The sequence below is a fragment of the Mycolicibacterium arenosum genome (assembly GCF_024320865.1).
GTDB classification, from domain to species: domain Bacteria; phylum Actinomycetota; class Actinomycetes; order Mycobacteriales; family Mycobacteriaceae; genus Mycobacterium; species Mycobacterium arenosum.
This window is the reverse complement of the sequence record NZ_JANDBD010000009.1, coordinates 293,855-306,921: the sequence shown is the minus strand read 5'-3', so window position 1 is coordinate 306,921 and position 13,067 is coordinate 293,855. Positions and strand designations below refer to the sequence as shown.

The window sequence follows — 13,067 nt, the reverse complement described above, 5'->3', positions numbered from 1 at the left end:
CGGTCAGAGCATGGTTGCAGGTCCGGTGCGCACCTAGTGACGGGCGGTTCGGCCTGGTTACAGTCGGCGCCTGACCTTGGGTACGCGTGCCCGTGTAGACCGTGGAGAGCTCGGAAGGACCGCCACCAGATGTTCGAGAACCCCCGCCGATGGCGACTAGTGGCAGGCGGAGTCGCAGCCGGGCTGGCGGGCGTCGTCGGCTTCGCGGGCACCACGGCCTCGGCCGAACCGGTCGCGCCACAACCCCCGCTGCCCGCCCCCGCGACGGTCACGCAGACGGTGACCGTGCAGGCCGCGGCCCCCGGCCTCAGCCCGCAGCAGCCGGCGGCGACCCCGGCCTCGCTCCCGGCGGCCGGCGCGCTGACCCCGGCGGCACCGGCGGCCCCCGCCGCCCCGACGATCGTGCCCGCGACGTCGCAGTCCATCGCCGAGTTCCTGCGGAGTAAGAACGTCGCCATGGAGCCGCAGAAGGCCCCCGGCTTCACGGCGCTGAACATCGTGCTGCCCATGCCCACCGGCTGGAGCCACGTCCCCGACCCGAACGTGCCGGACGCCTTCGCCGTGATCGCCGATCGCGTCGGCGGCGACGGCCTCTACACGTCCAACGCCGCGCTGGTCGTCTACAAACTGGTCGGCGATTTCGACCCCAAGGAAGCCATCAGCCACGGCTTCATCGACAGCCAGCAGCAGCCGGCCTGGCGCGCCACCGACGGCTCGCTCGCCGATTTCTACTCGATGCCGTCGGCGATCATCGAGGGCACCTATCGCCAGAACAACATGACGCTGAACTCCTCGCGCCGCCACGTGATCGCGCAGTCCGGCCCGGACCGGTACCTCGTCACCCTCACGGTGACCACCAGCGCGCAGGTGTCGGTCGCCTCCGGTGACGCCACCGACGCGATCGTGCGCGGCTTCCGCGTCGGCTCGCCCACCGCGGCGCCACCCGCCGCGCCGCCGGCCGCCGCACCGGTGCCGGCAGCCCCCGCCGCGTCGACGGCCCCCTCGCCGGGGCTCGGTGCACAGCCCGTCAACCGGCTTTTGGGGCTGCCCAACTAGGTCTCGTATTCTGAGGCCATGCTGATCGCCGCGCTGTTGACCCTCTGCGCATCCGTGGCGACCGCCGCTGCAGCGCTGTGGTCGCTGGCGCGCATCCCGGCGGACAGTCCGGACAGGCAGGTGCTGCGGGCCGTCGCTCCCACCCAGCTCGCCGCCGCCGTGATGCTGGCTGCGGGCGGCGCGGTGGCGTTGGCCGCGCCGGTGCACATCGGCGTCATGATGCTGGTGATGTGCGTCGTCGGCGCCGTCGGCACGGTCGCCGCGGGCTGCTATCAGAGCGCCAAGACGGTGGCCCGGCGCGAGATCGCCGAGTCCTGCGCGGGCGCCTGCGCGTCGTGCACGCTGTCGTGCAAGTGATCCGAAGCGGCTAGTTGCGGCTGACGTCGATGGGATGGGTCGCCAGCATCGACAGCGGAAGCGGCTGACGACGCAGCACCCGTGCCCACAGGTCGACGCGCGGCTCAACCAGCACGTCGGAAGGCAACGCCGACAACACGATCCAGTCGTCGCGCTCGATCTCGCCGTCGAGTTGGCCGATGGTCCACCCCGAGTAGCCCGCGTAGATGCGGACGCCCTCGACGGCGGGCGCGATCGAGTCCGGATCGGCGTCGAGGTCGACCATCGCGATCCGGCCCTGGACCGGCCGCAGCCCCGGAATCCCGCTCGCGTCGATCCCGACGCGCACGGTCGCCAGGCACAGCGCGGCGTCGCGTTTGACCGGACCGCCGATGAACATCGTCTTGGGCTTCGTCGCGAGCTTGGTCCACTGCGGCAGCACGTTGTAGACGGCGGTTTCGCTCGATCGGTTCAGCACCACACCGAGGGTGCCGCCGTCGTTGTGCTCGACGATGTAGATGACACTGCGCCGGAACGTCGGCTCCAGCAGATCGGTGTTGGCGAGCAGCAGGGTGCCCGCGCGCACCCGGTGCGCGGCGGGGGCGAGATAGTCCTCCGGGTCTTCTGACTGCGCCACCCGTCCATCATGGCACCAGCGCACATCGGTTGCCGCGAACGGGCGCAGGCACGTCGGGATTGTTACGAAATCATTTGTAGGCTGGATCGGGTTCCCCCGAGATCGGATTCATCAGTGGCCGCCGCCAGTGCACCCGTCGCCCTGTGGCGCACGGTCAGCGCGTTACCGGAATTCCGCCGCCTACTCGAGCTCCGCGCGGTGAGCGGCTTCGGCGACGGCGTGTTCCAGGGTGGTCTCGTCGGTGCCCTGCTGTTCGATCCGGAGAGCGCCGCGAACCCCTGGGAGATCGCCGGATCCTTCGCCGCACTGTTCCTGCCCTACTCGCTGCTCGGCCCGTTCGCCGGAGCGCTCCTCGACCGATGGGACCGGCGCGGTGTCCTCATCGTCGCCAACCTCGCCCGAGTGGTGTTCATGGTCGTGGTCGCGCTGCTGCTCGCGTTCCACGCCAACCAGCTCTGGATTCTGTTGGGCGCGTTGATCGTCAACGGCTTCACGCGGTTCGTGACCTCCGGACTGTCCGCCGCGCTGCCGCACGTCGTGCCCCGTGAGCAGGTGTTGACGATGAACTCCGTCGCCACGGCCGTCAGCGCGATCACGCTGTTCCTCGGGGCGATCTTCATGCTCGTGCCGCGATCGCTGCTGGGGGCGGGCGCAGCCAGTTCCGCGGCCGCCGTCTTCCTCGCCGCGGCGGCCGTGTCGGTGGCGCTCTACCTCTCGGTCCGCTTCCAGCCGCACGTGCTGGGTCCCGACGACTCGGCCCGCGCCGTCCACGGCTCCGTCGTGTACGCGGTGGCAACGGGATGGGTGTACGGCGTGCGCACCGCGGTCGCCGTGCCGAGCGTGGCCGCGACGCTGTCCGGCGTCGTCGCGCACCGCATCGCGTTCGGCATCAACACGCTGCTGGTATTGGTGATCGTGCGCCACACCGGCTCCGTGAGCGTCGCGGGCCTCGGCGTCGCGGTGCTGTTCGCCTCCGTCACCGGACTCGGCTCGTTCCTCGCGAACATGCTCGCGCCCGTCGTCGTTCGGCGGTGGAGCCGGTACACGGCGGGCAACCTCGCACTGGCCGCCGCCGCGGTGATTCAGCTGAGCGCCGTGGGACTTCACCTGCCGGTGATGATGGTCTGCGGGTTCCTGCTGGGGATGGCCGGCCAGATCGTGAAACTGTGCGGCGATTCCGCGATGCAGGTCGACGTCGACGACGCTCTGCGCGGCCACGTGTTCACCGTGCAGGACGCGCTGTTCTGGGTCGCGTTCGTCACCTCGATCACCGTGTGCGCGTCGATCGTGCCGGTCGACGGACACTCGCCCTGGCTGGTCGTCGCCGGTGCCGCGGTCTACCTCGCGGGACTCGCCGTTCACGCCACCGTGGGGCGCAACCGCCGCGGGCGCGCCATCCCCGGCGAGTTACTGTGACGGCATGGCAGGCGCTGACGCGGTGGTGGCCGACCTCAGGGCGGAAAGCGACCAACTCGACGCGCTGGTCGCGGGGCTGACCCCGGAGGGTTGGGCCACCGACACCCCGGCTCCCGGCTGGACCATCGCCCACCAGATCGCGCACCTGTGGTGGACCGATCGGGTCGCCGTCGTCGCGGTCACCGACGAGGCCGGCTTCGGTGCGCTGCTCGCCGAGGCGGCGAAGAACCCGACCGGTTTCGTCGACGCGGGCGCGGAGGAGTTGGCGGCCACACCGCCCGCCGAGCTGCTCGCCGAGTGGCGCTCGACGCGCGCCCGGCTGCACGACGAGCTGGTGCGCGTCGAGGACGGCCGCAAGCTGCCGTGGTTCGGGCCGCCGATGAGCGCCACCTCGATGGCCACCGCCCGGCTGATGGAGACCTGGGCGCACGGTCTCGACGTCGCCGACACGCTCGGAGTCACGCTTCCCGCCACGGCGCGGCTGAAGTCCATCGCCCACATCGGCGTTCGGACAAGGGATTTCGCGTTCACCGTGCACGGGCTCGCGGTACCCGCCGAGCCCTTCCACGTCGAGTTGCGCGCGCCCGACGGGTCGACGTGGTCGTGGGGGCCTGCGGACGCCGCGCAGCGCGTCACCGGCTCGGCCCTCGACTTCTGCGAGCTGGTCACCCAGCGGCGGCCGCGCGCTGACCTCGACGTCACGGCCGTCGGTGCCGACGCCGAGACGTGGCTGACGATCGCGCAGGCGTTCGCGGGCCCGCCGGGCGCCGGCCGCGGCTAATCGGCGTGCTCAGCGAGGCCGTCCCCGTCGGTGTCGCTGAGCGTGACGTCCCACCGTCCGTCGCCATCGGTGTCGACGTAGGCGCGCTCACCGGCGAGCACCCGATCGGCGGTGCCGTCACGGTCGCCGTCGAGCAGTCGATCGAGTGCGCCGTCGCCGTCCACGTCGACGACCGGGCCACCCGTCGCCTCCACCCCGTCCAGGCCGAAGAACCTCAGCTGACCGCCCCGCTCGACGCTGACCGCCCACGTACCCGACCCGTCGTCGGTGAACGCCGCCTCCCCGTCGGCGCCGACGTCGAACACGACGTGGTCCGCCAGACCGTCCCCGTCGAAGTCGGCGATGGCGTCGTCGAGGTGGTTGTCGGCGTCGAAGTCCAGCGCGATGCCGTCGAGAACACCGTCACCGTTGACGTCGAGATCGGGTTCGGCCGACCAGACGCCCGCCATGCCGTCGCCGTTTCCCAAGCAGTAGTCCATGACAGTTGGACGCACCGCTAGCCCGTGGCGTTCCACCACTTCAGAAGTTCGGCCGTGGCCTCGTCGCGGCTCAGCGGACCGCGCTCCAGCCGCAGCTCCTTGAGGAACGTCCACGCCCGCCCCACCTGAGGCCCCGCGGGGATGCCGAGGAGCTCCATGATCTCGTTGCCGTCGAGGTCGGGCCGGACCCGCTGCAGGTCCTCCTTCGCCGCGAGCTCGGCGATGCGGTGCTCGAGGTCGTCGTAGTCGGCCTGCAATCGGGCCGCGCGCCGCTTGTTGCGCGTCGTGCAGTCGGCCCGGACCAGCTTGTGCAGCCGGGAGAGCAGCGGGCCGGCGTCGGTGACGTAGCGCCGGACCGCCGAATCGGTCCACTTGCCGTCGCCGTAACCGTGGAAGCGCAGATGCAGGAACACCAACTGCGAGACGTCGGACACCATCTGCTTCGAGTACTTCAGCGCCCGCATCCGGTGCCGGGTCATCTTGGCGCCGACCACCTCGTGGTGGTGGAAGCTGACGCCGCCGTCCGGCTCGTGCTTGCGGGTCGACGGCTTTCCGATGTCGTGCAGCAGCGCGGCCCACCGCAGGACCAGGTCGGGGCCGTCGTCCTCCAGGTCGATCGCCTGTCGGAGCACGGTCAACGAATGCTGGTACACGTCCTTGTGCTGGTGGTGCTCGTCGATCGCCATCCGCATGCCGCCGACCTCGGGCAGCACCACCTCGCCGAGGCCGGTGTCCACCATCAGCTCGACGCCCGCGACGGGATTGCGGCCGAGCAGCGTCTTGTCGAGTTCGGCGGCCACCCGCTCGGCGGTGATCCGGCTGAGCTCCGGCGCCATCCGCTCGAGCGCCTCTCGGACGCGCGGCGACACCGTCACGCCCTCGAGCTGGGCGACGAACCGCGCCGCCCGCAGCATGCGCAGCGGGTCGTCGCCGAACGACACCTCGGGCTCGGCCGGCGTGTCCAGCACCATCGCCCGGACGTCGGCTAAGCCGTTGAGCGGGTCGACGAATTCGCCTGCGCCACTGGGGATCACGCGGACAGCCATCGCGTTCATCCTGAAGTCGCGACGGACCAGATCGCCTTCCAGGGTGTCGCCGAACCGCACCTCCGGGTTGCGCGTCACGCCGTCGTAGGTGTCGGCCCGGTAGGTGGTGAACTCGAACTGGTTGCCGCCCTTGGCCGCGCTGATGGTGCCGAACGCGATGCCGGTATCCCACAGCGTGTCCGCCCAGGCGCCGATGATCTGCTGAATCCGTTCCGGCCGGGCGTCGGTGGTGAAGTCGAGATCCATGTTCAGCCGCCCGAGCAGGGCGTCGCGGACGGTACCTCCGACGAGGAACAGGTCGTGGCCGGCGTCGGCGAACAACCGCCCCAGCTCGCCGAGCACGACGGAGTGCCGGTTGAGGGCGACTGCCGCCGCTGCGAGCAGTTCGGCGTCGGTGGACGTGTCGTTCGGCACGCCTGGTGATCTTTCCATCCCCGTCCAAGCGGCTTCGCACACTGCTCACAGCACCGTAACGACTCTGCATAGGTAGCGCGTCGCGGTCGGCGCGAGTGCAGTGGAAACGCGAGTGGCAGCTACTCTGGCTTGGGTGTCGGAGGGCGAACGAGCCAAACCAAGACGGCGCCGTGGGCGGCGTCGCGGCCGACGCTCCGCCGGTCCGGCCGATCCCGCTCAGCAGGCCGGCTCCCCCACCCCGGCAGCACCCAACGGCGACCGCGCCAAGGCCGGTCCGACCCCCGGCGAACCCAAACCGCGACCACGACCCAACCGGCAACCGCAGGTTCGACTGCGCACCGTGCACGAGACGTCCGCGGGCGGACTGGTCATCGACGGCCTCGACGGACCCAAGGACGGTCAGGTGGCCGCCCTCATCGGTCGCATCGACCGCCGCGGCCGTACGCTCTGGTCACTGCCGAAAGGGCACATCGAGATCGGGGAAACCGCAGAACAGACCGCCATTCGCGAAGTCGCCGAGGAGACCGGCGTCCGGGGTGACGTCCTCGCGGCACTCGGCAGCATCGACTACTGGTTCGTGACCGAGGGCCGGCGCGTGCACAAGACGGTGCACCATTACCTGATGCGATTCCTCGGCGGTGAACTCTGCGACGACGACGTCGAGGTCAGCGAGGTGGCCTGGGTACCGCTGGCGGACCTGCCGTCGCGGCTGGCCTACGCCGACGAACGCAAGCTCGCCGAGGTGGCCGGCGAGCTCATCGACAAACTTCACGAAGGCGGCCCCAGCGCCCTTCCGCCGCTGCCGCACTCCTCACCCCGGCGTCGGCCCCAGACGCACTCGCACACACGCAACCGTCGCCCCGACGACTCCACTCAGCCCCAACCCGGCCGACGGGCGAACGGCTGCGGCCAGGGACCATGACGCGCCAGGGCGCAGCCTCGGTGCTGGCGCGCCTGCTCGCCGCCGTCGCGCTGGTGACTCTCGTCGTCCTACCCGCCGTAGTGCCGCGTGCCGCCGCCGGAGAACCCGGTTCAGGCTCCTTCGTTCAGATCCGCATCGACGACGTGACCCCCGACGTCGTCAGCACCACCAGCGACCCCGTCGTGACCGTCGTCGGCACGGTGACCAACGTCGGGGACCGACCGGTCCGCGACGTGATGGTGCGCCTCGAGCACGCCGCCGCCGTCACCGCGTCTCCGGGACTGCGCACGAACCTCGCGGGTTCCGTCGAGCAGTACGAGGCGGTCAGCGACTTCATCACCGTCGCGCCCGAACTCCAGCAGGGCCAGCGCGCGTCGTTCACGCTGTCCTACCCCGTGCAGTCGGCCGACCTGCCGTCGCTCAACATCGAGGAGCCGGGCGTCTACCCCGCGCTGGTCAACGTCAACGGCACCCCCGACTACGGCGAGCCGGCCCGGCTCGACGACGCCCGCTTCCTGCTCCCGGTGCTCGGAGTGCCCCGCGATCCGGCGGCGCCCGCGGGTGACTCGCTGTCGGCGGTGACGCCACCGGATACGTCTCGTCCCGTGCGGATGACCGTGCTCTGGCCGCTGGCGGACAAACCCCGGCTGGCTGCCGGCGTGCCGGGTGGCACCACCCCCGTGCGGCTCGCCGACGACGACCTCGCCACGTCGCTGGCCAGCGGCGGCCGGCTCGAGACGCTGCTCGGGGCCGCGGAGTTCGCGACCAGCGACCCGGTCGACCCCGGTGGGCAGTTGCGCAGCTCCCTGTGTCTGGCCGTCGATCCGGACCTGCTGGTCACGGTCAACGCGATGACGGTCGGCTACGTCGTCAACGAGAACCCGTTCGGCGGTATCGGGTCACCCACCCGGCCCGGTACGGGCCAGGCCGCCGCCGCCGAGTGGCTCGACCGGCTCAAGGCGCTGGCACAGCGGGTGTGCATCGCACCGACGGTGTACGCGCAGGCCGACCTCGGCGCACTTCGTCGAGTGGGCGACGCGGGGCTCACCGCCACCGCCGTCACCGAGCCGAACGACATCGTCGATCAGATCCTCGGGGTCACGTCGGTGCGCGGCGCGACCCTGCTCGGGGACGGGGCGCTGACCGGGTCGGTGGTCGGGCTGCTGTCGGACGCCACCCCGGTGGGTCAGACCGTCGCCGTGTCGGCCGCCGCGCCCAGCCCGCAGGACGCCGCGAGCGACGTGGTGCCGCCCGTCGACGTGACACCCCGCCGCTACTCCCCTCAGGTGGTCGCCGCGCCGTTCGATCCCGCGCTCGGTGCCGCGCTCGCCGGGGCGGGCGCCGAACCGCGCACGCCGTCCTACCTCGACTCGGAGCTCGCCGTCCCGGTGCGACAGGACTCGGAGGTCGCCCGCCGCCAGGATGCCCTGGCCGCGCTGCTCTGGCGCGGGCTGCGACCCGACGCCGAGCCCCGCACGCAGATCGTCATGCCGCCGCTGACGTGGAACCTCAGCGCCGTGGACGCGCAGGCGATGCTGACGACCGCCGCCACGGCCATCCGCTCGGGCCTCGCCGTGCCGCGACCGCTGACGGCCGTGATCGCCGAGACGGCCGCGCTGCCCCCGGCGGCCGCTCCCCCGCCGGAGGAGCCCGCGGGCAACCCGAATGCGCGCTTCTCCGATGGAGTCATCGGCGCGATCGGCGGAACCACCGGCCGGCTGTGGGGGTTGACGGCCGCGCTGACCGTCGACGAGCGCACCGGCCTGACCGGCCCGCAGTACACCGCCCCGCTGCGTGAGGACATGCTGCGCGCGCTGAGCGAGTCGGTGCCGCAGAACGCCCGCAACGGCCTGGCCGAACAGCGGGTGCGCACGGTCACCGACACCGTCGACGACCTCTTCGGCGCCGTCACCGTCGTCAACCCCGGCGGTTCCTACACCCTCGCCACCGAGCGCAGCCCGCTTCCGCTCGCCTTGCGCAACGACCTGCCGGTGCCGATCCGGGTGCGGCTCGACATCGACGCGCCGCCCGGCATGACCGTCGACGACATGGGCGTGATCGAACTGCCGCCGGGGTTCCTGCCGCTGCGCGTGCCGATCGAAGTCCACTTCACCCAGCGGGTCGCCGTCGACGTGTCGCTTCGGACGGCCGACGGGTTGCCGCTCGGCGAATCGGTCCGGCTCTCCGTGCACTCCAACGCGTACGGCAAGGTGCTGTTCTTCATCACCCTGTCCGCCGGTGCCGTTCTGTTCCTGCTGGCGGGCCGCAGGCTGTGGCACCGCTTCCGCGGCCAGCCCGACCGTGCCGATCTGGACCGGCCCAGCCGGCGTCCCGATCCGGTCGACACGGCGCTCGCCCACAGCCCGGACGATCCGTGACGGCCACCCCCTCCGAGCGCAGGAGGCCGCAGGAACTGTCCGACGCCGCAGTGGTCTCCCGATCTTGGGGAATGGCGGTCGCGACGCTCGTCAGCCGAATCACCGGCTTCGTCCGCATCGTGCTGCTCGCGGCCATCCTGGGCGCCGCGCTGTCGAGCGCGTTCTCGGTGGCCAATCAGCTCCCCAACCTGATCGCCGCACTGGTGCTCGAAGCGACGTTCACGGCGATCTTCGTGCCGGTCCTCGCCAGGGCCGAACGCGACGACCCCGACGGCGGCACGGCCTTCGTGCGCCGCCTCGTCACGCTGGCCACCGCGCTGCTGCTGGTCGCGACCGTGCTGTCGGTGGCGGCCGCACCGCTTCTCGTCCACCTGATGCTCGGCGACGACCCGCAGGTGAACGAGCCGCTCACCACGGCGTTCGCGTATCTGCTTCTGCCACAGGTGATCTTCTACGGGCTGTCGTCGGTGTTCATGGCGATCCTCAACACCCGCAACATCTTCGGGCCGCCGGCGTGGGCGCCCGTCGTGAACAACGTGGTCGCCATCGCGACGCTGCTGGTGTACCTCGTCGTGCCGGGCGAGCTGTCGCTGGATCCGGTCGAGATGGGTAACGCCAAGCTGCTCGTCCTGGGCATCGGCACGACCCTCGGCGTGTTCGCGCAATCCGTCGTGCTGCTCGTCGCGATCCGCCGGGAGCGGGTCAGCCTGCGCCCGCTCTGGGGTCTCGACGAGCGGTTGAAGAAGTTCGGGACCATGGCCGCCGCGATGGTCCTCTACGTGTTGATCAGCCAGGTGGGCCTGGTCGTCGGCAACCAGATCGCGAGCACCGCGGCGGCGTCCGGGCCGGCCATCTACAACTACACGTGGCTGGTGCTGCAGCTGCCGTTCGGGATGATCGGCGTGACGGTGCTGACGGTCGTCATGCCCCGGCTGTCCCGCAACGCCGCGGCGAACGACGTCCCCGCGGTGCTCGCGGACCTGTCCCTGGCCACCCGGTTGACGATGGTGACGCTGATCCCCGTCGTGGCGTTCATGACCGTCGGCGGCCCCGCGATCGGCAGCGCGCTGTTCGCCTACGGCAATTTCGGCGACACCGACGCCGGCTACCTCGGGATGGCGATCACGCTGTCGGCGTTCACGCTGATCCCGTACGCGCTGGTGCTGCTTCAGCTGCGCGTGTTCTACGCGCGTGAGCAACCGTGGACGCCGATCCTGCTGATCGTCGTGATCACCGCGGTGAAGATCGTCGCCTCGCTGTTCGCCCCGCACCTCACCGACGACCGCGAACTCGTCGCCGGCTACCTGGGGCTGGCCAACGGACTCGGCTTCCTGGCGGGTGCGACGGTCGGCTACCTCCTGCTGCGGAACAACCTCAAGCCGCCCGGCGGCAAGCTCATCGGCCTGCAGGTGGTGCGCACGATCCTCGTCACGATCTCCGCGTCACTCGTCGCCGGGCTCGTTGCGCACGTGATCGACCAGCTGCTCGGGCTGGAGGAGCTGACCACGCGCTTCGGCGGGCTCGGCTCACTCCTGCGACTGATGATCCTGGGCGTGATCATGGTGCCGATCATCGTGGGCGTGCTGTGGGCGGCGCGCGTCCCCGACGCCCACGCCGCCGTCGAGGCGGTGCGACGACGGTTCAACCGACGTGGCACACCCGCCGCCACCACGGCCAAGACGAGCATGGCGGCACCCACCGCACACTCCGTCACGCACGCCGACCGGCCTCCCGGGCTGGTGCCCCTGCCGTACGCTGATGACATCACGCGCCCGCTGTACCTGCGGCCTTACCTCGGGACCGACGGGCGAGTACCTCCGGCAGAAGCTGCCGGAGGCCCTACTCGGAGAGGACGGCCGGTGACCGACGACTCCGCGGGCGTGCCAGGCTCCGAGAGCGGTGCCACGACGCGCATCCCCGTGCCCTCTGCTGACGACTTCCAGCCCGACGTGCCCGACGAGCCGTCGTTCCCCGACCGCGCGCCCTCCGACTACACCGGCGGCTCGCGTCGCGAGGCCCTGCCGTTCGAGGCGCCGCACGACGCCGCACACGACGACGACCCCCACCTGATTCCCGGCGCCACCATCGCGGGCGGCAGGTATCGCCTGCTGGTGTTCCACGGCGGCCCACCGCACCTGCAGTTCTGGCACGCCATGGACATCGGTCACGACCGTCAGGTCGCGCTCACCTTCGTTGACCCCGAGGGTGCGCTGCCCGACCGCGAGGTGTCCGAGATCCTCTCCCGGACCATGCGGCTGAGCCGGATCGATCACCCAGGTATCGCCAAGGTGCTGGACGTCGCCCAGACGGGTACCGGCGGGCTGGTGGTGTCCGAGTGGATTCGCGGCGGCTCCCTCGCCGAGGTCGCCGACACCCAGCCGTCCGCCATCGGCGGTGCCAGGGCCATCCAGTCGCTCGCCGCCGCCGCCGACGAGGCGCACCGGTCCGGCGTGGCGCTGTCGATCGATCACCCCGGACGCGTCCGAGTCAGCATCGACGGCGACGTCGCGCTCGCGTTCCCCGCCACGCTCGCGTCGGCGTCGCCCGAAGACGACATCCGCGGGATCGGCGCGGCGCTGTACGCCCTGCTCATCAACCGCTGGCCGCTCGCCGAGTCGGGGGTGCGCAGCGGAATGGAGGCCGCGGACCTCGACCCGGCCGGACAGCCCGTCGAACCGCGCTCCGTCGACCGGTCGATTCCGTTCCAGATCTCGGCCGCGGCCGCGCGCGCCGTGCAGGAGAACGGCGGCATCCGCAGTGCGCCGACGCTGCTGAACCTGTTGCAGCAGGCGACCGCCGTCGCCGATCGCACCGAGATCATCGAGCCCGTCGACGAACCCGAGGACCAACCGCGCGCCCGGTATCGCGACGACCCGCCGTCCGAGCATCCACCCGTGCGGCGCAAGGGGCTCCTCATCGGCATCGCCGCGGGTGCGGTGGTGCTGGTAATCGCCCTCGTCGTGCTGGCGTCGGTGCTGAAGGGGATCTTCAGCGACGTCGGCGGCGGTCTCGAGGAGGGCCTCGGGCTCAACGACTCCGACAGCAGCGAGACCTCGCCGGCCGAGAACACCTCCGTCGTGAAACCCGTTCGCGCAACGGTGTTCTCGCCCGGCGGCGAGGCTGACAACCCGCAGGACGCCGGCCTCGCCATCGACGGCAATCCCAGCACCGGCTGGACCACGGACACCTACACCGACGCGGTGCCGTTCCCCAACTTCAAGAGCGGCGTCGGGCTGCTGCTGCAGCTGCCCTCGCCCACCACGGTCGGCGAGGTGACCTTCGACCTCAACAGCACCGGCACGTCGGTCCAGCTGCGCTCCGCGCAGTCGGCGACGCCCGCGTCGCTCGAGGAGACGACCGAGCTCACGCCGCCTCAGCCGATGAAGACCGGCGCCAACACGATCACGGTGGCCAATCCGACGTCGACGACCTACCTGCTGGTGTGGATCACCACACTCGGCTCCGTCGACGGCCGCAGTGAGGCGATGATCTCCGACATCACCGTCACGAAGGCCGGCTGACACCGTTCATCCCCAGGCGGTGAAGCACGTTGCCGCAGGCCAGTCGGCCGCGCGAAAACTGGTGTCGGGACGCCCGCCCCG

The 13,067-nt window shown here is 71.2% G+C and carries 10 protein-coding genes; 7 read left to right on the top strand and 3 right to left on the bottom strand.

Features of this window, described 5'->3' with window-relative positions; genetic code table 11:
- Positions 1-129: 129 nt before the first annotated feature.
- A complete protein-coding gene (locus NM203_RS22375) occupies positions 130-1,056 on the top strand; it encodes an LpqN/LpqT family lipoprotein (RefSeq protein WP_255062630.1) in 927 nt (308 codons plus the stop codon).
- An 18-nt stretch (positions 1,057-1,074) separates the two neighbouring features.
- Positions 1,075-1,413, top strand: coding sequence for a hypothetical protein (locus tag NM203_RS22370; RefSeq protein ID WP_255062629.1), 339 nt, complete (start codon positions 1,075-1,077; stop codon positions 1,411-1,413).
- Between the two features lie 10 nt (positions 1,414-1,423).
- Here NM203_RS22370 and NM203_RS22365 read toward each other — a convergent pair whose 3' ends face one another.
- Positions 1,424-2,029: a YqgE/AlgH family protein gene (locus NM203_RS22365; protein WP_255062628.1), complete on the bottom strand. Its 606-nt coding sequence runs from the start codon at positions 2,027-2,029 to the stop codon at positions 1,424-1,426.
- 114 nt (positions 2,030-2,143) lie between these two features.
- Between NM203_RS22365 and NM203_RS22360 the strand changes: the two genes are divergently transcribed.
- Together NM203_RS22360 and NM203_RS22355 are read left to right on the top strand one after the other, a co-directional pair.
- Positions 2,144-3,445, top strand: a complete 1,302-nt coding sequence (locus tag NM203_RS22360; RefSeq protein WP_255062627.1) for an MFS transporter — start codon at positions 2,144-2,146, stop codon at positions 3,443-3,445.
- A 4-nt stretch (positions 3,446-3,449) separates the two neighbouring features.
- On the top strand, positions 3,450-4,226 hold the full coding sequence (locus NM203_RS22355; RefSeq protein WP_255062626.1) for a TIGR03084 family metal-binding protein: 777 nt from the start codon (positions 3,450-3,452) through the stop codon (positions 4,224-4,226).
- Here the strand turns inward: NM203_RS22355 and NM203_RS22350 are convergent.
- Both NM203_RS22350 and NM203_RS22345 read right to left on the bottom strand, forming a co-directional pair.
- A complete protein-coding gene (locus tag NM203_RS22350) occupies positions 4,223-4,705 on the bottom strand; it encodes a pullulanase (protein WP_255062625.1) in 483 nt (160 codons plus the stop codon). The two genes, NM203_RS22355 and NM203_RS22350, sit on opposite strands and share 4 nt — an antisense overlap.
- Positions 4,706-4,722: 17 nt before the next feature.
- The gene (locus tag NM203_RS22345; protein WP_303624997.1) at positions 4,723-6,183 is read right to left on the bottom strand and encodes a CCA tRNA nucleotidyltransferase; all 1,461 of its coding nucleotides are present in this window, start codon (positions 6,181-6,183) and stop codon (positions 4,723-4,725) included.
- A gap of 115 nt (positions 6,184-6,298) precedes the next feature.
- Between NM203_RS22345 and NM203_RS22340 the strand changes: the two genes are divergently transcribed.
- Genes NM203_RS22340 through murJ form a run of 3 tightly spaced genes read left to right on the top strand, consistent with a single transcriptional unit; the run spans position 6,299 to position 12,986 of the window.
- The gene (locus NM203_RS22340; protein ID WP_255062621.1) at positions 6,299-7,087 is read left to right on the top strand and encodes an NUDIX hydrolase; all 789 of its coding nucleotides are present in this window, start codon (positions 6,299-6,301) and stop codon (positions 7,085-7,087) included.
- Positions 7,084-9,465, top strand: coding sequence for a DUF6049 family protein (locus NM203_RS22335; RefSeq protein ID WP_255062620.1), 2,382 nt, complete (start codon positions 7,084-7,086; stop codon positions 9,463-9,465). Before NM203_RS22340 ends, NM203_RS22335 begins: the two co-directional genes overlap by 4 nt.
- Positions 9,360-12,986: a murein biosynthesis integral membrane protein MurJ gene (gene murJ / locus NM203_RS22330; protein WP_408633389.1), complete on the top strand. Its 3,627-nt coding sequence runs from the start codon at positions 9,360-9,362 to the stop codon at positions 12,984-12,986. The genes NM203_RS22335 and murJ overlap by 106 nt, the downstream gene beginning before the upstream one ends.
- Positions 12,987-13,067 lie beyond the last annotated feature (81 nt).

Excerpts from the sequence above, each read along its gene's own strand:
- NM203_RS22350 (WP_255062625.1), bottom strand. The coding sequence starts at position 4,705 with ATGGACTACTGCTTGGGAAACGGCGACGGCATGGCGGGCGTCTGGTCG.
- NM203_RS22335 (WP_255062620.1), top strand. The coding sequence starts at position 7,084 with ATGACGCGCCAGGGCGCAGCCTCGGTGCTGGCGCGCCTGCTCGCCGCC.
- NM203_RS22345 (WP_303624997.1), bottom strand. The coding sequence starts at position 6,183 with ATGGAAAGATCACCAGGCGTGCCGAACGACACGTCCACCGACGCCGAA.
- NM203_RS22355 (WP_255062626.1), top strand. The coding sequence starts at position 3,450 with ATGGCAGGCGCTGACGCGGTGGTGGCCGACCTCAGGGCGGAAAGCGAC.
- NM203_RS22375 (WP_255062630.1), top strand. The coding sequence starts at position 130 with ATGTTCGAGAACCCCCGCCGATGGCGACTAGTGGCAGGCGGAGTCGCA.
- NM203_RS22370 (WP_255062629.1), top strand. The coding sequence starts at position 1,075 with ATGCTGATCGCCGCGCTGTTGACCCTCTGCGCATCCGTGGCGACCGCC.